Annotated in this window: 15 protein-coding genes; 10 read left to right on the forward strand and 5 right to left on the reverse strand. The window is 53.1% G+C overall.

What is annotated here, in order from left to right:
* Positions 1-34 precede the first annotated feature (34 nt).
* The 5 genes from caiA to caiE all read left to right on the forward strand — a co-directional run bounded on the left by caiA (position 35) and on the right by caiE (position 5,613).
* Positions 35-1,177: a crotonobetainyl-CoA dehydrogenase gene (gene caiA / locus BZK42_RS14945; RefSeq protein ID WP_047417246.1), complete on the forward strand. Its 1,143-nt coding sequence runs from the start codon at positions 35-37 to the stop codon at positions 1,175-1,177.
* 105 nt (positions 1,178-1,282) lie between these two features.
* Positions 1,283-2,500 (forward strand): L-carnitine CoA-transferase, encoded by a 1,218-nt coding sequence (caiB, locus tag BZK42_RS14950; protein WP_019078349.1) that lies wholly within the window; start codon positions 1,283-1,285, stop codon positions 2,498-2,500.
* Positions 2,501-2,562: 62 nt separating this feature from the next.
* Positions 2,563-4,116, forward strand: a complete 1,554-nt coding sequence (caiC, locus tag BZK42_RS14955) for a crotonobetaine/carnitine-CoA ligase (RefSeq protein WP_019078348.1) — start codon at positions 2,563-2,565, stop codon at positions 4,114-4,116.
* A 54-nt stretch (positions 4,117-4,170) separates the two neighbouring features.
* Positions 4,171-4,956, forward strand: coding sequence for a crotonobetainyl-CoA hydratase (gene caiD, locus BZK42_RS14960; protein ID WP_080859386.1), 786 nt, complete (start codon positions 4,171-4,173; stop codon positions 4,954-4,956).
* A gap of 60 nt (positions 4,957-5,016) precedes the next feature.
* Entirely contained in the window at positions 5,017-5,613 is a 597-nt protein-coding gene (gene caiE / locus BZK42_RS14965) for a carnitine operon protein CaiE (protein WP_080859387.1), read from the forward strand.
* Between the two features lie 42 nt (positions 5,614-5,655).
* Here the strand turns inward: caiE and caiF are convergent, their stop codons facing one another.
* The 5 genes from caiF to BZK42_RS14990 all read right to left on the reverse strand — a co-directional run bounded on the left by caiF (position 5,656) and on the right by BZK42_RS14990 (position 13,136).
* Positions 5,656-6,051 carry a carnitine metabolism transcriptional regulator CaiF gene (caiF, locus tag BZK42_RS14970; protein WP_016151651.1) on the reverse strand — a complete coding sequence of 132 codons (396 nt, stop codon included), beginning with the start codon at positions 6,049-6,051 and terminating at the stop codon, positions 5,656-5,658.
* A 273-nt stretch (positions 6,052-6,324) separates the two neighbouring features.
* Positions 6,325-9,552 carry a carbamoyl-phosphate synthase large subunit gene (gene carB, locus BZK42_RS14975; RefSeq protein ID WP_047498316.1) on the reverse strand — a complete coding sequence of 1,076 codons (3,228 nt, stop codon included), beginning with the start codon at positions 9,550-9,552 and terminating at the stop codon, positions 6,325-6,327.
* 17 nt (positions 9,553-9,569) lie between these two features.
* Entirely contained in the window at positions 9,570-10,718 is a 1,149-nt protein-coding gene (gene carA, locus BZK42_RS14980; protein ID WP_003018918.1) for a glutamine-hydrolyzing carbamoyl-phosphate synthase small subunit, read from the reverse strand.
* A 455-nt stretch (positions 10,719-11,173) separates the two neighbouring features.
* Entirely contained in the window at positions 11,174-11,995 is an 822-nt protein-coding gene (gene dapB / locus BZK42_RS14985; protein ID WP_016151648.1) for a 4-hydroxy-tetrahydrodipicolinate reductase, read from the reverse strand.
* Positions 11,996-12,128: 133 nt separating this feature from the next.
* Entirely contained in the window at positions 12,129-13,136 is a 1,008-nt protein-coding gene (locus BZK42_RS14990; protein ID WP_080859388.1) for a LacI family DNA-binding transcriptional regulator, read from the reverse strand.
* Positions 13,137-13,323: 187 nt separating this feature from the next.
* On the opposite strand from BZK42_RS14990, the gene BZK42_RS14995 reads away from it, so the two are divergent.
* The 5 genes from BZK42_RS14995 to BZK42_RS15015 are packed head-to-tail and all read left to right on the forward strand — an operon-like array spanning position 13,324 to position 17,637.
* Positions 13,324-15,069, forward strand: a complete 1,746-nt coding sequence (locus tag BZK42_RS14995; RefSeq protein WP_016155664.1) for a class I mannose-6-phosphate isomerase — start codon at positions 13,324-13,326, stop codon at positions 15,067-15,069.
* 4 nt (positions 15,070-15,073) lie between these two features.
* Positions 15,074-15,502, forward strand: a complete 429-nt coding sequence (locus BZK42_RS15000; protein WP_016155663.1) for a PTS sugar transporter subunit IIA — start codon at positions 15,074-15,076, stop codon at positions 15,500-15,502.
* 11 nt (positions 15,503-15,513) lie between these two features.
* Positions 15,514-16,008 (forward strand): PTS sugar transporter subunit IIB, encoded by a 495-nt coding sequence (locus tag BZK42_RS15005; RefSeq protein WP_003837349.1) that lies wholly within the window; start codon positions 15,514-15,516, stop codon positions 16,006-16,008.
* Positions 16,009-16,018: 10 nt separating this feature from the next.
* Complete coding sequence (locus tag BZK42_RS15010; RefSeq protein ID WP_046276031.1) at positions 16,019-16,819, forward strand: PTS mannose/fructose/sorbose/N-acetylgalactosamine transporter subunit IIC; 801 nt, start codon at positions 16,019-16,021, stop codon at positions 16,817-16,819.
* Positions 16,819-17,637, forward strand: coding sequence for a PTS system mannose/fructose/sorbose family transporter subunit IID (locus tag BZK42_RS15015; RefSeq protein ID WP_016151643.1), 819 nt, complete (start codon positions 16,819-16,821; stop codon positions 17,635-17,637). The genes BZK42_RS15010 and BZK42_RS15015 overlap by 1 nt, the downstream gene beginning before the upstream one ends.

The raw sequence follows: 17,637 nt of genomic DNA on the forward strand, positions 1-17,637 counted from the left end.
TTCTAATTAACCCAATTGATCAAGAGGCTGAAAGATGGATTTCAACTTAAATGACGAGCAGGAGCTGTTTGTCGCCGGTATTCGTGAATTGATGGCCAGTGAGAACTGGGAAGCTTATTTTGCCGAGTGCGATCGTGACAGCGTCTACCCTGAGCGTTTTGTAAAAGCGCTGGCGGATATGGGCATTGATAGTCTGTTGATCCCGGAAGAACACGGTGGTCTGGAAGCGGGTTTTGTTACCGTCGCTGCCGTCTGGATGGAGCTGGGTCGTCTTGGTGCGCCAACTTACGTGTTGTACCAATTGCCGGGCGGTTTTAACACTTTTCTGCGTGAAGGTACCCAAGAGCAGATTGATAAAATCATGGCATTCCAGGGCACCGGTAAGCAGATGTGGAACTCAGCCATCACCGAACCGGGAGCGGGATCGGATGTTGGCAGCCTGAAAACCACTTATACACGTAAAAATGGTAAGGTTTATCTTAATGGCAGTAAGTGCTTTATCACCAGTAGCGCCTATACCCCGTACATCGTGGTTATGGCGAGAGATGGTGCATCGCCGGATAAACCTGTTTACACCGAGTGGTTCGTTGACATGAGCAAAGCGGGTATCAAGGTCAACAAGCTGGAGAAACTCGGTCTGCGCATGGATAGCTGCTGTGAAATCACCTTTGACGACGTTGAACTGGACGAGAAAGACATGTTCGGTCGGGAAGGTAATGGTTTCAACCGCGTGAAAGAAGAGTTCGATCATGAACGTTTCCTCGTCGCGCTGACCAACTACGGTACGGCAATGTGCGCTTTTGAAGACGCCGCGCGCTACGCCAATCAGCGCGTGCAGTTTGGCGAAACGATCGGCCGCTTCCAGCTGATTCAGGAGAAGTTCGCGCATATGGCGATCAAACTGAATTCCATGAAAAACATGCTGCTTGAAGCGGCATGGAAAGCGGATAACGGCACCATTACTTCGGGCGATGCGGCAATGTGCAAATACTTCTGCGCCAACGCTTCGTTTGAAGTGGTCGATACCGCCATGCAGGTGCTGGGGGGTGTAGGTATCGCGGGTAACCATCGCATCACGCGTTTCTGGCGCGATCTGCGCGTTGACCGTGTTTCTGGTGGCTCTGATGAAATGCAGATCCTGACGTTGGGTCGTGCGGTACTCAAGCAATACCGCTAATTCAGCACGATTCGTAGGCCGGATAAGGCGTTTACGCCGCCATCCGGCAACATGCCCGGTGGCGCTGCGCCTACCGGGCCTACAAAAAATGCCAGGAGCAAAATTATGAATCATTTACCAATGCCAACCTTTGGCCCACTTGCCGGGGTACGCGTGGTTTTTTCAGGGATCGAAATTGCCGGCCCGTTCGCCGGACAGATGTTCGCCGAATGGGGTGCTGAGGTTATCTGGATTGAAAACGTCGCATGGGCCGATACCATCCGCGTGCAACCTAACTATCCACAGCTCTCACGCCGCAACCTGCACGCCCTGTCGCTGAATATTTTCAAAGATGAAGGCCGGGAAGCGTTTCTGAAGCTCATGGAAACCACCGATATTTTCATTGAAGCCAGTAAAGGCCCGGCCTTTGCTCGCCGCGGCATTACCGATGACGTGCTGTGGGAACATAACCCAAAACTGGTTATCGCCCACCTTTCCGGCTTCGGCCAGTTTGGTACCGAGGAGTACACCAATCTTCCGGCATATAACACCATCGCACAGGCGTTCAGCGGCTATTTGATCCAAAACGGTGATGTTGATCAGCCGATGCCAGCCTTCCCGTACACCGCCGATTACTTCTCCGGGATGACCGCGACGACAGCAGCGCTGGCAGCCCTGCACAAAGTACGCGAAACGGGTAAGGGTGAAAGCATTGATATCGCCATGTACGAAGTGATGCTGCGTATGGGTCAGTACTTCATGATGGACTACTTCAACGGTGGCGAAATTTGTCCACGCATGACCAAAGGCAAAGACCCGTATTACGCTGGCTGCGGTCTCTATAAATGCGCCGATGGCTATATCGTCATGGAGCTGGTCGGCATCACGCAAATCAACGAGTGCTTCAAGGATATTGGCCTCGCCCACATTCTTGGCACACCGGAAGTCCCGGAAGGCACCCAGCTTATCCATCGCGTGGAATGCCCTTACGGCCCGCTCGTGGAAGAGAAACTGGACGCCTGGCTGGCAACGCACACCATCGCCGAAGTCCAGGCGCGCTTTGCTGAGCTGAATATCGCCTGCGCGAAGGTACTGACCATTCCTGAACTGGAAGGCAACCCGCAGTACGTTGCCCGTGAATCCATTACTCAGTGGCAAACGATGGACGGCCGCACCTGCAAAGGGCCGAACATCATGCCGAAATTTAAAAACAACCCGGGGAAAATCTGGCGTGGCATGCCGTCACACGGCATGGATACCGCCGCCATTCTGAAAAACATTGGTTATAGCGAAGCAGACATAAATGAGCTGGTCGGCAAAGGCCTGGCCAGAGTTGAGGAATAAACGCGACGCGCTGACCCGCTGGTTGGTTAGCGCTCACGCCTGATTTCAGTGGATAAAGCATTATGGATATCGTTGGCGGACAAAACTTACGTCAGATGTGGGACGACCTGGCCGGGGTGTACGGAGATAAAACGGCGTTAATTTTCGAATCCTGCGAAGGAATCGTTCGGCAGTATAGCTATGCCTCGCTCAATGAAGAGATAAACCGCACGGCGAACCTTTTCCATTCCTTAGGGATCCGCAAGGGCGACAAGGTCGCATTGCATCTGGATAACTGTCCGGAATTTATCTTTTGCTGGTTTGGACTGGCAAAAATTGGCGCCATTATGGTGCCGATTAATGCCCGCTTGCTGGGCGAAGAGAGCGCCTGGATCCTGCAAAACAGCCAGGTGAGCCTGCTGGTCACCAGTGCCGAGTTTTATCCTATGTACCGGCAGATACGGCTGGAAAATACCACTCCGCTAAATCATATCTGTCTGATTGGCGAGCAGCTTCCGGTTGACGACGGCGTGAGCCACTTTACCCAACTGCAAGCCCGCCAGTCGACTAATCTGTGCTATACGCCTGCGTTATCCACTGACGATACGGCGGAAATTCTGTTTACCTCAGGCACCACCTCGCGGCCTAAAGGGGTGGTGATTACCCACTACAACCTGCGCTTTGCGGGCTACTACACCTCCTGGCAAATCGCTCTGCGCGATGATGACGTCTATATGACGGTGATGCCCGCTTTTCATATCGACTGTCAGTGTACGGCTGCCATGGCTGCCTTCTCCGCAGGCAGCACCTTTGTGCTGGTGGAGAAGTACAGCGCCAGGGCGTTCTGGGATCAGGTGCGTAGATATCAGGCGACGGTCACCGAATGCATCCCGATGATGATCAGAACGCTGATGGTCCAACCCGCAGCCCCAACGGACAGACAGCATCACCTGCGCGAAGTGATGTTCTATCTCAATTTATCCGAACAGGAAAAAGATGCCTTTATCGAACGCTTTGGCGTCAGACTGCTGACCTCCTACGGTATGACCGAAACCATCGTGGGCATTATTGGCGATCGCCCCGGGGACAAACGGCGCTGGCCCTCTATTGGTCGCGTGGGTTTTAGCTATGAAGCCGAAATCCGTGACGATCACAACCGTCCCCTGCCCGCAGGAGAAATTGGCGAAATCTGCATTAAAGGCGTGCCGGGAAAAACAATCTTCAAAGAGTACTACGCGCAACCCGACGCTACTGCCAAAGCGCTGGAACCTGAAGGGTGGTTACATACCGGTGATTCGGGTTACCAGGATGCGGACGGTTTTTTTTATTTCGTCGACAGACGCTGCAACATGATTAAACGCGGTGGGGAAAATGTCTCCTGCGTCGAGCTGGAAAATATTATTTCTGCGCATCCGAAAATTCAGGACATTGTGGTTGTCGGTATTAAAGACTCGATCCGTGATGAAGCCATTAAAGCTTTTGTCGTCCTTAATGAGGGTGAAACATTAAGCGAAGCTGAGTTCTTCAGCTTCTGCGAAAACAATATGGCGAAATTCAAGGTTCCTTCTTTTATGGAGATAAGAACCGACCTGCCGCGCAATTGTTCAGGAAAAATAATCAAAAAAAATCTGAAATAACCCTTCCGGTCGGAATTCCTCCGGCCGGGAAATCTAATTATCTGGAGATGAACTATGATTGAATCATTACATCTGACCCGTAACGGCCCGATCCTGGAAATTACCCTTGACCGGCCTAAAGCCAATGCCATTGATGCTAAAACCAGCTTTGCAATGGGGGAAGCTTTTCTTAATTTTCGTGATGACCCGGAATTACGCGTAGCAATTATCACCGGCGGCGGAGAGAAATTCTTTTCTGCGGGCTGGGACTTAAAAGCGGCGGCCGAAGGTGAAGCGCCAGATGCCGATTTTGGCCCAGGCGGCTTCGCCGGTTTAACCGAAATTTTCGACCTCGATAAGCCGGTCATCGCCGCGGTAAACGGCTACGCGTTTGGCGGCGGTTTTGAGCTGGCGCTGGCGGCGGATTTTATCGTCTGTGCGGAAAATGCCAGCTTCGCGCTGCCGGAAGCAAAACTCGGGATCGTGCCTGACAGCGGCGGCGTACTGCGTTTACCTAAACTGCTGCCACCGGCAATCGTTAACGAAATGGTGATGACCGGCAGACGAATGAGCGCCGAAGAAGCACTGCGCTGGGGCATCGTCAACCGCGTTGTCAGCCAGAGCGAACTGATGGATAGCGCGCGCGAACTGGCGCAGCAGCTGGTAAATAGCGCCCCGCTGGCTATCGCCGCGCTGAAAGAGATTTACCGTGCAACCAGCGAAATGCCGGTGGAAGAAGGCTACCGGTACATCCGCAGTGGTGTGCTGAAGCACTATCCATCGGTGCTGCACTCGGAAGATGCGCTCGAAGGACCACAGGCATTTGCGGAAAAACGCGATCCGGTATGGAAAGGTCGTTAATGTGCCTATGCCGGATAAGGTATTTACGCCGCAATCCGGCAATAAAACCGAAATAAGACAATGAGCTATTACGCCTTTGAGGGCCTGATTCCGGTGGTACATCCGGATGCCTATGTCCATCCCAGCGCTGTGCTGATTGGCGATGTCATTGTGGGGACCGGGGTTTATATTGGTCCACACGCCTCATTGCGCGGTGACTATGGTCGCCTGATTCTGGAAGCCGGTTCTAACCTGCAGGATAGCTGCATCATGCACGGCTACTGCGACACCGACACTATCGTGCATGAGAATGGACATATCGGCCATGGCGCAATCCTGCACGGCTGCGTGGTGGGCAGAGATGCACTGATTGGCATGAACAGCGTGATTATGGACGGTGCGGTGATTGGCGAAGAGAGCATTGTCGCCGCCATGAGCTTTGTCAAAGCCGGATTTCAGGGAGAGGCAAGGCAGATGTTGGTTGGTTCACCGGTTCGCGTACTGCGTGAAGTCACGGACCAGGAGCTGGACTGGAAACGGCTGAACACCAAAGAGTATCAGGACCTTGCAATCCGCTGCCAAACAGGACTACACGAAACCTTGCCATTAACGCAGGTCGAAAAAAACCGGCCGCGCCTGAAAGGCACGACGGACGTAAAGCCAAAATCAGCACGGTAATTTATGCCGGAGAAGCGCTCACGCCGATCCGGCAAATCACCATTATCGACGCATGCTCTTGGAGAGCATCATCTGCCATTTCTGCTCACGGTTAAGCTCTGTTGGGGGAACCGCTGGCAGTCGCGGCGTTTTCGCCACACTCACCTTTTTTTCCTGCAAATTGTGATTCAAGCGTCTGTAGAGATGAGAATCAATACTGATGACTTTCACCAAACGCTGGCACTGGCAGCCGCGGCCTGCAATTTGATTAGGGATCATCTTAACTTCACAAACAATTTCTCCCACTTCCGACAGAATATAAGAGAGCGTATTAATTGCTTTGCAGTGTTCAATATCAAAATGGCGGGAAATTTCCTTTGCTGTGATCCAACGATCTTCAGCCATCATCCAGTCAGCAATTAACAAATAAAGCGGTCTTTCAACATATTTTTCACACATAAGCACACCATTTCACAAATTAAAAATCTGGCTACGGCCTGTCCAAATTAATAAAAACTAAGCCATATTAAAATTGTGGATATAATGGATAGTATGCGACTTGAATGTTGATTAGTGTGAGCAACATCGTGCTTATTACATTGAAAATGTGGTTATGAAAGCGCGGTTGGCCAGGAATGACCTTATGAGAGATAAAAAAAGGGTTTCTTTACAGAAACCCTTTCCCAATTATATTGCAGGCCCGGTTAGCGCAATTATCACCGGGCCTTTTTTTTATGACTTTTTGATCTGCGCGTGCATTTCCTGAACCGAGGTCACCTTCTCGGTAGCATCGGCATTCAGCGCCATCGCCGTTGCGAAACCACCGTTCAGGGTGGTGTCATAATGCACTTTGTACTGCAGTGCGCTGCGGCGAATCAGCTTGGAGTCTTCAATAGCCTGACGGCCTTCGGTAGTGTTGATGATGTAAGTGTACTCGCCATTCTTGATACGGTCCTGAATGTGCGGACGGCCTTCATGCACCTTGTTCACCAGACGTGGATTGATACCGGCTTCGCCCAGCACAATCGCGGTGCCGTGCGTCGCATCCAACTCGAAACCAAACTTCAGCAGCTTCGCCGCCAGATCAACCACGCGCTCTTTATCGCCTTCGCGAACGGAGAGCAGCGCACGACCCTGTTTTTTCATGGTGGAGCTGCTGCCGAGCTGTGCCTTGGCGAACGCTTCCGCGAAGGTACGGCCCACGCCCATCACCTCACCAGTAGAGCGCATTTCTGGCCCTAATAGCGGATCAACGCCCGGGAACTTGTTGAACGGCAGCACCACTTCTTTTACCGAGTAGTACGGCGGGATAACTTCTTTGGTGACGCCCTGCTGTGCCAGCGTTTTCCCGGCCATCACGCGCGCCGCGACTTTCGCCAGCGGTACGCCCGTTGCCTTGGAGACGAACGGAACGGTACGCGCCGCACGCGGGTTCACTTCAATCAGGTAAACTTCGTTATTCTTCACCGCAAACTGGACGTTCATCAGACCGCGAACCTGCAGTTCGAAGGCCAGTTTCTGCACCTGCTGGCGCATCACATCCTGAATTTCCTGGCTCAGGGTATACGCAGGCAGAGAACATGCGGAGTCACCGGAGTGCACGCCCGCCTGTTCGATGTGCTCCATGATGCCGCCAATCAGCACCATTTCGCCGTCGCAGATGGCGTCCACGTCCACTTCCACCGCGTCATCAAGGAAACGGTCCAGCAGTACCGGCGCATCGTTAGAAACGCTGACCGCGGTCTGGAAGTAGCGACGCAGGTCGGCTTCGTCGTAGACGATTTCCATCGCGCGGCCGCCGAGAACGTAGGACGGACGCACCACCAGCGGGTAGCCAATCTCTTTCGCCTTCTCAACCGCCATTTCAATGGCGGTCACGGTGGCGTTAGCCGGTTGTTTCAGCTTCAGACGGTCAACCGCCTGCTGGAAGCGTTCACGGTCTTCCGCACGGTCGATAGCATCCGGGCTGGTGCCGATAACCGGCACGCCTGCCGCTTCCAGCGCGCGCGCCAGCTTCAGCGGAGTCTGGCCGCCGTACTGCACGATAACGCCTTTCGGCTTCTCGATGCGCACGATTTCCAGCACGTCTTCCAGCGTTACCGGCTCGAAGTACAGACGGTCGGAGGTATCGTAGTCGGTAGAAACGGTTTCTGGGTTACAGTTGACCATGATGGTCTCGTAACCGTCTTCGCGCAGCGCCAGCGAGGCGTGTACGCAGCAGTAGTCGAATTCAATGCCCTGACCAATACGGTTTGGACCACCGCCCAGCACCATAATCTTGTCACGATCCTGAGTTGGATTCGCTTCGCACTCGTCTTCATAAGTGGAGTACATGTAAGCGGTGTCGGTGGCAAATTCTGCCGCGCAGGTATCCACGCGCTTGTAGACCGGGTGCAGGTTATATTGGTCACGCAGCTTGCGGATTTCCGCTTCGCGTACGCCGGCCAGCTTCGCCAGACGCGCATCGGCGAAACCTTTGCGCTTCAGTACGCGCAAGAAGTCAGCGTCGAGGCCGTTGATGCCAAGGTCTGTGACTTTTTCTTCCAGGCGCACCAGTTCTTCAATCTGCACCAGGAACCAGCGGTCGATGTTGGTCAGGTTGAACACGCCATCGACGGACAGGCCAGCACGGAAAGCATCGGCGATGTACCAGATACGCTCGGCGCCCGCGTCTTTCAGCTCGCGGCGGATTTTGGTCAGCGCTTCCGGGTCATCCAGACTTACTTTCGGGTCGAAGCCGGTCGCGCCCACTTCCAGACCGCGCAGCGCTTTTTGCAGAGACTCCTGCTGGGTGCGGCCAATCGCCATCACTTCACCGACAGATTTCATCTGGGTGGTCAGACGGTCGTTAGCGCCAACAAATTTCTCGAAGTTGAAGCGTGGAATTTTCGTCACAACGTAGTCGATGGACGGCTCAAACGAAGCCGGAGTCCGCCCGCCAGTGATGTCGTTCATCAGTTCGTCGAGGGTGTAACCTACCGCCAGCTTGGCTGCGACTTTAGCAATCGGGAAGCCGGTTGCTTTGGACGCCAGCGCCGAGGAGCGTGAGACGCGCGGGTTCATCTCGATAACAATCAGACGGCCGTTTTTCGGGTTTACCGCAAACTGGACGTTAGAACCACCGGTTTCAACGCCGATTTCACGCAGCACCGCCATCGAGGCGTTACGCATGATTTGATATTCTTTGTCGGTCAGCGTCTGGGCTGGCGCAACGGTGATGGAGTCACCGGTATGGATGCCCATCGCGTCGAAGTTTTCGATGGAGCAGACGATGATGCAGTTGTCGTTTTTATCACGTACCACTTCCATCTCGTACTCTTTCCAGCCAATCAGCGATTCATCAATCAGCAGTTCGTTAGTTGGGGAAAGATCCAGACCGCGTTCGCAAATTTCTTCAAACTCTTCGCGGTTGTAGGCGATACCGCCGCCGGTGCCACCCATGGTGAAGGACGGACGGATAATGCACGGGAAGCCGACGTCAGCGGCAACCGCCAGCGCTTCCTCCATGGTGTGAGCGATGCCTGAACGTGCGGTATCGAGACCGATTTTTTTCATCGCGATGTCGAAGCGACGACGGTCTTCCGCTTTATCAATGGCATCCGCCGTCGCGCCAATCATGGTCACGCCGAACTCAGCCAGTACGCCCTGACGTTCCAGCTCCAGCGCACAGTTCAGCGCCGTCTGACCGCCCATGGTTGGCAGCACCGCATCCGGGCGCTCTTTCTCAATGATTTTGCGTACCACTTCCCAGTGAATCGGCTCGATGTAGGTGGCATCGGCCATTTCCGGGTCGGTCATGATGGTCGCCGGGTTGGAGTTCACCAGAATAACGCGGTAACCCTCTTCACGCAGGGCTTTACACGCCTGCGCGCCGGAATAGTCAAACTCACACGCCTGACCGATAACGATCGGACCCGCGCCCAGAATCAGGATACTTTTTATGTCTGTACGTTTTGGCATGGCTCTTTTACTCCTGATTATTTCGCGGACTGACGGTATTGCTCAATTAACTCGATAAAGTGGTCGAACAGCGGCGCAGCGTCGTGTGGACCTGGGCTTGCTTCAGGGTGCCCCTGGAAGCTGAACGCCGGTTTGTCGGTACGATGAATCCCCTGCAGGGTGCCGTCGAACAGCGACTTGTGGGTCACGCGCAGGTTGGCAGGCATGGAGGCCTCATCGACCGCAAAACCGTGGTTCTGAGCGGTGATCATCACGGTGTTGTTATCAATATCTTTTACCGGATGGTTGCCGCCGTGGTGGCCAAACTTCATCTTAATGGTCTTCGCACCGCTTGCCAGCGCCAGCAGTTGATGGCCGAGGCAGATGCCAAATACCGGAATATCGGTTTCGAGGAATTTCTGAATCGCGGTAATCGCGTAGTCGCACGGCGCCGGATCGCCAGGACCGTTGGACAGGAAGATACCGTCCGGATTCATCTTCAGAACATCTTCAGCAGAGGTTTTCGCCGGCACAACCGTCAGGCGGCAGCCGCGATCCGCTAACATACGCAGAATGTTACGTTTAGCGCCGAAATCGTAGGCCACTACGTGGAACGGCAGTTCATCGGCAGATTTAGCTTCCGGCAGGTCACCGGCCAGCGTCCAACTACCTTGTGTCCAGCTATAAGGCTCCGCGGTGGTCACTTCTTTCGCCAGATCCATACCGTTCAGCCCCGGGAAGGCTTTCGCTTTTTCCAGCGCCAGCGCCGCATCCGGGTTATCACCCGCGATAATGCAGCCGTTCTGTGCGCCCTTTTCACGCAGCAAACGCGTCAGCTTACGGGTATCGATATCGGCAATTGCCACAATATTATGGCGTTTGAGGTAAGAAGAGAGGTCTTCGGTATCGCGGAAGTTGCTGGCAATCAGCGGCAGGTCGCGGATGACCAGGCCTTGCGCATGTACTTGAGAAGATTCTGCATCGGCTTCATTGGTGCCGACATTACCGATATGAGGATAAGTAAGAGTGACGATTTGGCGGGAATAGGAAGGATCAGTGAGGATTTCTTGATAACCGGTCATTGAAGTATTGAAAACGACTTCCCCAACCGCCGAACCTGTTGCCCCTATGGCCCGACCGTGAAACTGGGTTCCGTCTTCCAGAACCAATAGCGCTGACTTAATCAAAACACCCTCCAGAGAATATTCACTCACTTTATTTGCATATTAATTCATTAACACTTCATGAATCAATGCAAATTTGCTTACCTATGGATTTCTGGCAAACGGCGGCATTCTAGAGATAGCCCACGTAAAAGTCTACCCAAAAGGGCATTTTTTATTATTATTTTACGCCACTGGGATAAAACACACGATTTAACAGGCAAAAAGATCAGCTAACTTGGGGTAGAAAACGCTTGCGGAAGATAAAGAGTGTAAAAACAGGAAGCGCGATAGATAAAAGTGGACCGCTTGGTCAAAATTTACATTGAAATAACAAAATAACCATGCAAAACACCAACAAACAGGCCATTAAATAAAAAATCAAATTAAAAAACGAAAAATAAAAGGGCAATAAAATATTGCCCTATGTAATCAAATAGTTATGATTACAATAACCACATCACGAAGGGTAATAAAAGTTATAAACTGCGTAAATCAAGCACATCTTTCATATCAAAAAGACCGTTTGACTTTGATTTCAGCCAAATTGCCGATCGTACTGCGCCATTGGCAAAGGTCATGCGGCTGGAGGCTTTATGCGTGATCTCAATGCGCTCGCCAATATCGGCAAACATCGCGGTATGCTCACCAACGATATCTCCCGCCCGCACCGTGGCAAAACCGATCGTACCGGGTACGCGCTCACCGGTGTAACCTTCACGCGAATAGACGGCACACTCTTTTAAATCTTTATCCAGCGCCCCGGCAATCGCCTCCCCCATCGCCAGCGCAGTGCCTGACGGCGCATCCACTTTATGACGGTGATGGGCTTCAATAATCTCAATATCGGTGTAATCACCCATCACTTTCGCCGCCTTCTCCAGCAGCTTAAGCATGACGTTAACGCCAACGCTAAAGTTCGCGGCGAAAACGATAGCAATGTCCTGCGCAGCATCACGAATAGCCTGTTTGCCCGCGTCATCAAAACCGGTGGTGCCAATCACCATCCCTTTACCGTGCTGGCGGCAAAACGCCAGATGCGCCAGCGTGCCTTCCGGGCGAGTAAAATCGATGAAAACATCAAAATCATCTTTCACCGCCTCAAGACTACTTTGCACGGTAACGCCCGTTTTACCGGCTCCCGCTAATTCTCCGGCATCGCTTCCCAGCAAAGAAGAACCTTCGCGCTCCAGCGCCGCGCCGAGCTGTACGCCATCCATGCCAAGAGTGGCCTGAATCAACTGACGCCCCATGCGCCCTCCGGCTCCCGCGATGGCAACGCGGATTTGTGCATCATGCATAGCTATTCTCTTTTGTTAATTTTACGTAAATCGTTTTCAGATTAACCAGCACATCGCTGCGCCGCCAGCCGAAAACGTCGATAATTAGAATTTAATGATAAACAGGGAGAGATATCAGTAAAAGGCATGACGATCAGCGAAAACCACATGATTCTCTGACCACCAGCGCAGGTGGCAGAATAATGCGTTTCGGAGGTTCGTCATTTCCCTGAATGCGACTATAAAGTAGCTCCCCAGCCTTGCGACCTATCTCTTTTGCGGCCACCGACACGGTGGTGAGCGCAGGTTGTACCAGCGCCGCTTCGGTGATGTCATCGAACCCCACCAGCGCAAAATCGCGCCCTGGTTCACGCCCCATTTTACGTAATGCCTGCATAACCCCAAGCGCCACAATATCCTGATAACAAACGGCGGCAGTAATTTCCGGGAACCGCATAAGAAGCGACTCTGCCACTTTTGCGCCGTCAATCTGGCTGGCCTGCGTCGCCACTATCCATTGCGGATTCGGCGATATTCCCTGCTCCAGCAACGTGCTGGTGAATCCACCGATACGCTGTGCCCGGCTCCCGGAACTTGGGCTACCACCGATAAACGCAATATTCTTATGCCCCATTTTGACTAAATGGGTGGTGGCCATTTGCGTACCGAGAAAGTTGTCGGTTCCCACAAAATCAAAATCAGGGTCGCTAAGAGGGCGAACCACCATGATGGCGGGAATATTGCGCCTTTTCAGCGCCTCGAAGAAGGAGGTCGGTGTTTCACGCGCCGCGCAGAGCACCATGCCGCAGGCATTATTGCGCATCAACGAGTCGACAAATTTTTGCTGCCTTTCTCCTGACTCTTCACTGTTTGCCAGAAACAGAAGCAGGTCATGCCGCTCCATCTCATGGCTTAGCCCTGCAGTCATCTCACCGTAAAAAGGGTTAGTGATATCGTGTAACAACAATCCGACCTGATTACTGCTCCGGTTACGCAGGTTGGCGGCGGTTTGATTATAAACGTAGCCGGCATCGTCCAGCGCTTTGAGCACCCTGTCACGTGTGACCTGAGAAATGCGCCCCCGGTTACGCAACACCATTGAAACGGTTGCCGTGGAGACTCCCGCGCGTTCAGCAACCTGCGCCAGCGTGACTGTAGTCATGACCTCTCCTGTTTATTTCGAAGGTTAATCGAATAACCGAAATATTGCCTTTTTACGTGTGATTCACATCACGCTAACGTGCATTTCACCGCACTGGATTCTGATTATGGCGGGTTAATCGCGTTAACCACACTATGAAAATAAGGTTAATCGATTAATCTTAAATAAGCCAACACGGAGACAGAATATGCGTACAACCTATAATAAATTCCCTGAGGTTAACGTTCAGGGCTATGACAACCACGCCTGGCAGGGTTGGTCGTCAATTCATTCAGTGCTTAACACCAGGGTTTCTACCGCCGCCAAAACCGTATTGATCGTGGATTGCTATCCGGGCGTGCGGCTTGACGAGCTGGAGCAACAGCTTGTTACGACATTAGATACCGCACTGGTGCTAAATATTGAATCCGCCCGCCGCGATGAGCAGGCCCTGCATGATTTACTGGCGCGTAACCTTACCGACGATCGCGTATTCGGCGTTCTCTCCTGTCATCACCTGGATGAATTTTTTGATAGCGACAAACTCAGCCAACTCCGCCAACAGATTGATGCCGTTACCACAGGGCTGGTTGTCGTGTACGGCTCGGGCGCTGCGCTGGCACACCCTGGTGACGTACTGGTTTATGCCGATCTTCCGCGCTGGGAAATTCAACAGCGTATGCGTCATAACGGGCTGGGTAACTGGGGTGCAGAAAACCAGGATGAAGATATTCTTCGTCGTTACAAACGTGCTTTTTTCATTGAATGGCGGGTATTCGACAAACACAAAACGCCGTTACTCAAACGCGCCGATTATTTGCTCGATACCACGGTAGAAAATAGTCCCGCGATGGTCAGCGGCGACGCGTTACGCGCCGGTCTGCAACAAACCACCGAACAACCGTTTCGCGTTGCCCCTTTCTTTGACCCAGGCGTCTGGGGCGGGCAATGGATGAAACAACGCTTCGATCTCGATCCCTCAGCCCCCAATTACGCGTGGTGTTTTGATTGCGTGCCCGAGGAAAACAGCCTGTTACTGCGTTTTGGCAACGTGCGGATCGAGATCCCCTCTCAGGATCTGGTGCTGACCTGTCCCCGCCCCCTGCTGGGTGAAAAAGTTCACGCACGCTTTGGCGCGGAATTCCCCATCCGTTTTGACTTCCTCGACACTATTGGCGGCCAGAATTTGAGCTTTCAGGTTCATCCTCTCACGGAGTACATTCAACAGCAGTTTGGTATGCACTATACCCAGGATGAGAGCTATTACATTCTCGAAGCCGAGCCGGACGCCGTGGTGTATCTCGGGACCAAAACCGGGATCGCACCGCAGGATATGCTCGACGACCTCCGGGCTGCGGGTCGTGGCGAAAAAACCTTTGATGATGAACGATTCGTTAACCAGATCCCCGCACATAAACACGATCACTTCCTGATCCCCGCCGGAACCGTACACTGCTCGGGTGCAGGAACCATGGTGCTGGAGATCAGCGCAACGCCCTATATCTTCACCTTCAAGCTGTGGGATTGGGGCCGCTTAGGGTTAGACGGCTTACCGCGTCCGGTGCATCTGGATCACGGTCAGCAGGTTATTGACTGGCAGCGAGACACGCAATGGGTGCACGACAACCTCGTCAACCGTATTGAACCCCTGGCTGAAGGGGAGGGTTGGCGGGAAGAAAGAACCGGAATGCACGAACGCGAATTTATCGAAACGCGTCGCCATTGGTTTACGGCACCGGTCACTCACCATACCCATGGCGGCGTCAACGTCCTGAACCTGGTCGAAGGTGCGCAGGCCGTTGTTGAAAGCCCGAGCGGTGCGTTTCCCCCCTTTGTCGTCAACTATGCAGAGACCTTTATCATCCCTGCCGCCGTCGGAGAATATCGTATTTCGCCGTTTGGCAAAGGCGTCGGTCAACAGCTCGCCACGATTAAAGCCTGGGTTAGAGGATAAGCGCATGATTAACGTAATTGTTGCCACCCATGGTCCCCTGGCGGACGCGCTTCTCGCCAGCGGTCGTATGGTTTATGGAGAATTACCGCATGTTTACCCCGTCACGCTGAGTGAACAGGCAGGTATCGAAGGGTTTAAAGCGACGTTCTCTCAGGTTCTCACCAGTGCCGGAAAAGACGCTGACGGCGTACTGGTGCTGTGTGACATGCAAAGCGGTACGCCGTGGAATGTCGCCTGCCATCATGCTTTTTCTTCACAAACGGTTCCTCCCGTTGCCGTCGTAGCGGGGGTCAATTTCCCGATGCTGTTACAAAGCGAGGAGATTTGCCATTTAACGGATGTTCACGCCGCAGCCGTCGAGCTGTTGGCGCTGACGATACCCACGCTGATTAAAGCCGCCCCGGTTTTATCCGTTCAGTCCGACGATTTTTAAAGGAAAACACTATGAGTATTTCTTTTGTACGTATCGATGACCGCGTAATCCATGGGCAGCTCGTGACACGTTGGGCCAAAGAGCTGCCCTGTGATGGGATCGTCGCTATAGACGACGCCGTCGCGGCCGACCCTTTGCTCTCTTCGGTGATGAAAGGCGCCGTACAGGACACCAAAGTTTGGTTGTTTGATACGGCCACCGCGATTGAAAAATTGCCAAAAGTCATTGCCAGCGAGAAACGTTATTTCGTCATTGGCAAATCACCCGTCACGCTCAAACGCATTGAAGAAGCAGGTATCAGCCTGAAAAATGCCAACGGCAAGATTAATGTGGGTCCGATGAGCGCGCGTGCTGATACCACCACCATCGGCCCGAATCAGTCGGTCAACGGGGATGAAATTGCCGCCTTTGACTGGCTGACGCAACATGGGCACCTGGTTGAGTTTCGCCTGGTTCCTGATGCCAGTTGCTACAGCTGGCAGGACGCACGTCAGAAGCTGAAATAAGGAGCGCACGATGATTATCGAAGCTACGTTGATTGGCATACTTTGCTATCTCGGCGCCCTCAGCAGTCCCTGGCTTCTGGGGCTGACCGGCGGCTGGTATCTGATCACCCGCCCGCTGATTTCCGGAATGCTGGTCGGGATAATTCTTGGCGACATTAAAACCGGGATCATGATTGGCGTCGCGGTTCAGGCGGTGTATATCGCGATGGTAACGCCTGGCGGTTCGATGCCGGCCGATCTCAACTTTGTTGCTTACCCCGCAATCGCCCTAGGGATCCTTTCAGGAAAAGGCCCCGAGGTCGCGGTCGCGCTGGCGGCGACCATCGGTATCGCCGGAACCATTTTGTTTAACGCGATGATGGTACTGAACTCTTTCTGGAATCACCGGGCAGATGTGGCGCTGGAACGGGGCGACGAACGCGGTATTTACCTGAATAGCGCCATCTGGCCACAGGTGACAAACTTTGTCCTGCGTTTTGTACCGACTTTTATTGCGGTTTACTTCGGCGCGCAATACATCAGCGGTTTTATGGACAGCTTGCCGAAAATAGTTCTGTCAACGATGAACGTACTGGGCGGCATTTTACCCGCCGTCGGGATCGCGATTTTGCTGAAGCAGATCATCAAAAACTACACCATGCTGATCTACTTCCTCGTCGGTTTTGTCTGCATCGTATTTTTAAAACTCAACATGGTCGCGCTGGTGATCGTCGGTTCGCTGTTGGCGTTGATCCATTACAACTACAAACCGGAACCGCCGCAGGCCGCGAATGCAAAGTCGGTAGCCGATGATGAGGAGGATGAATTCTGATGGAAGAACGTACACTTACGCGTAAAGATCTTCGCCGCTGCTGGCGCGCATGGATGATGCACAACTTGTCATCGATGAGTTTTGAACGTCTGGAATCTTTTGGCTTTTGTCTGAGTATGCTTCCGGTGGCGAAAAAGCTCTATCCCGACGCAGCCCAACGTACTGAAATGCTGCGCCGTCATGCCTCATTCTATAATACGGAGCCCCAGATAGGCGCGATCGTAAACGGTATGGTGCTGGGGCTGGAGGAGAAAAAAGCGAACGGTGAGCCGATCGATGGGGAGACCATCAATACCCTGAAGGTTGGCCTGATGGGCCCTATTGCCGGGATCGGCGATTCAATGATCCCTGGCATGCTGATCCCTATCCTGCTCAGCATCGGCATGGCCCTGGCGGCCGGCGGTAACATTCTGGGGCCGCTGTTTTATACCGTTGCCTGGCTGGCCATCATCATTCCCGGCTCGTGGTTCTTGTTCCTGAAAGGCTACAAAATGGGTTCTGGCTCGGTGGAAATGCTGGTGAGCAGCAAGTCTGCCCGTCTGCGTGAAGCGTTATCGCTGCTGGGTGTGTTTGTCATGGGGGGCGTAGCGGCCAGCTACGTTAAACTTGGCACCGGACTGGAGTTTATTACCAAAGATGGGGTGAATATCCATGTTCAACAGATGCTGGACGGTATCTTCCCGCAGTTACTGCCGCTGATTGTGGTGCTTGGTACCTGGTATCTGATGGCCAAGCGCGGTGTATCACCAGTGAAAGCGATGATTTTACTGTTGATACTGGCCGCCCTCGGCGTCGCCACGGGCCTGTTTGCGGGATAA

The sequence above is a fragment of the Citrobacter braakii genome (assembly GCF_002075345.1).
Taxonomy (GTDB): Bacteria; Pseudomonadota; Gammaproteobacteria; order Enterobacterales; family Enterobacteriaceae; genus Citrobacter; species Citrobacter braakii.

Excerpts from the sequence above, each read along its gene's own strand:
- caiA (WP_047417246.1), top strand. The coding sequence starts at position 35 with ATGGATTTCAACTTAAATGACGAGCAGGAGCTGTTTGTCGCCGGTATT.
- caiB (WP_019078349.1), top strand. The coding sequence starts at position 1,283 with ATGAATCATTTACCAATGCCAACCTTTGGCCCACTTGCCGGGGTACGC.
- caiC (WP_019078348.1), top strand. The coding sequence starts at position 2,563 with ATGGATATCGTTGGCGGACAAAACTTACGTCAGATGTGGGACGACCTG.
- caiD (WP_080859386.1), top strand. The coding sequence starts at position 4,171 with ATGATTGAATCATTACATCTGACCCGTAACGGCCCGATCCTGGAAATT.
- caiE (WP_080859387.1), top strand. The coding sequence starts at position 5,017 with ATGAGCTATTACGCCTTTGAGGGCCTGATTCCGGTGGTACATCCGGAT.
- caiF (WP_016151651.1), bottom strand. The coding sequence starts at position 6,051 with ATGTGTGAAAAATATGTTGAAAGACCGCTTTATTTGTTAATTGCTGAC.
- carB (WP_047498316.1), bottom strand. The coding sequence starts at position 9,552 with ATGCCAAAACGTACAGACATAAAAAGTATCCTGATTCTGGGCGCGGGT.
- dapB (WP_016151648.1), bottom strand. The coding sequence starts at position 11,995 with ATGCATGATGCACAAATCCGCGTTGCCATCGCGGGAGCCGGAGGGCGC.
- BZK42_RS14990 (WP_080859388.1), bottom strand. The coding sequence starts at position 13,136 with ATGACTACAGTCACGCTGGCGCAGGTTGCTGAACGCGCGGGAGTCTCC.
- BZK42_RS14995 (WP_016155664.1), top strand. The coding sequence starts at position 13,324 with ATGCGTACAACCTATAATAAATTCCCTGAGGTTAACGTTCAGGGCTAT.
- BZK42_RS15000 (WP_016155663.1), top strand. The coding sequence starts at position 15,074 with ATGATTAACGTAATTGTTGCCACCCATGGTCCCCTGGCGGACGCGCTT.
- BZK42_RS15005 (WP_003837349.1), top strand. The coding sequence starts at position 15,514 with ATGAGTATTTCTTTTGTACGTATCGATGACCGCGTAATCCATGGGCAG.
- BZK42_RS15010 (WP_046276031.1), top strand. The coding sequence starts at position 16,019 with ATGATTATCGAAGCTACGTTGATTGGCATACTTTGCTATCTCGGCGCC.
- BZK42_RS15015 (WP_016151643.1), top strand. The coding sequence starts at position 16,819 with ATGGAAGAACGTACACTTACGCGTAAAGATCTTCGCCGCTGCTGGCGC.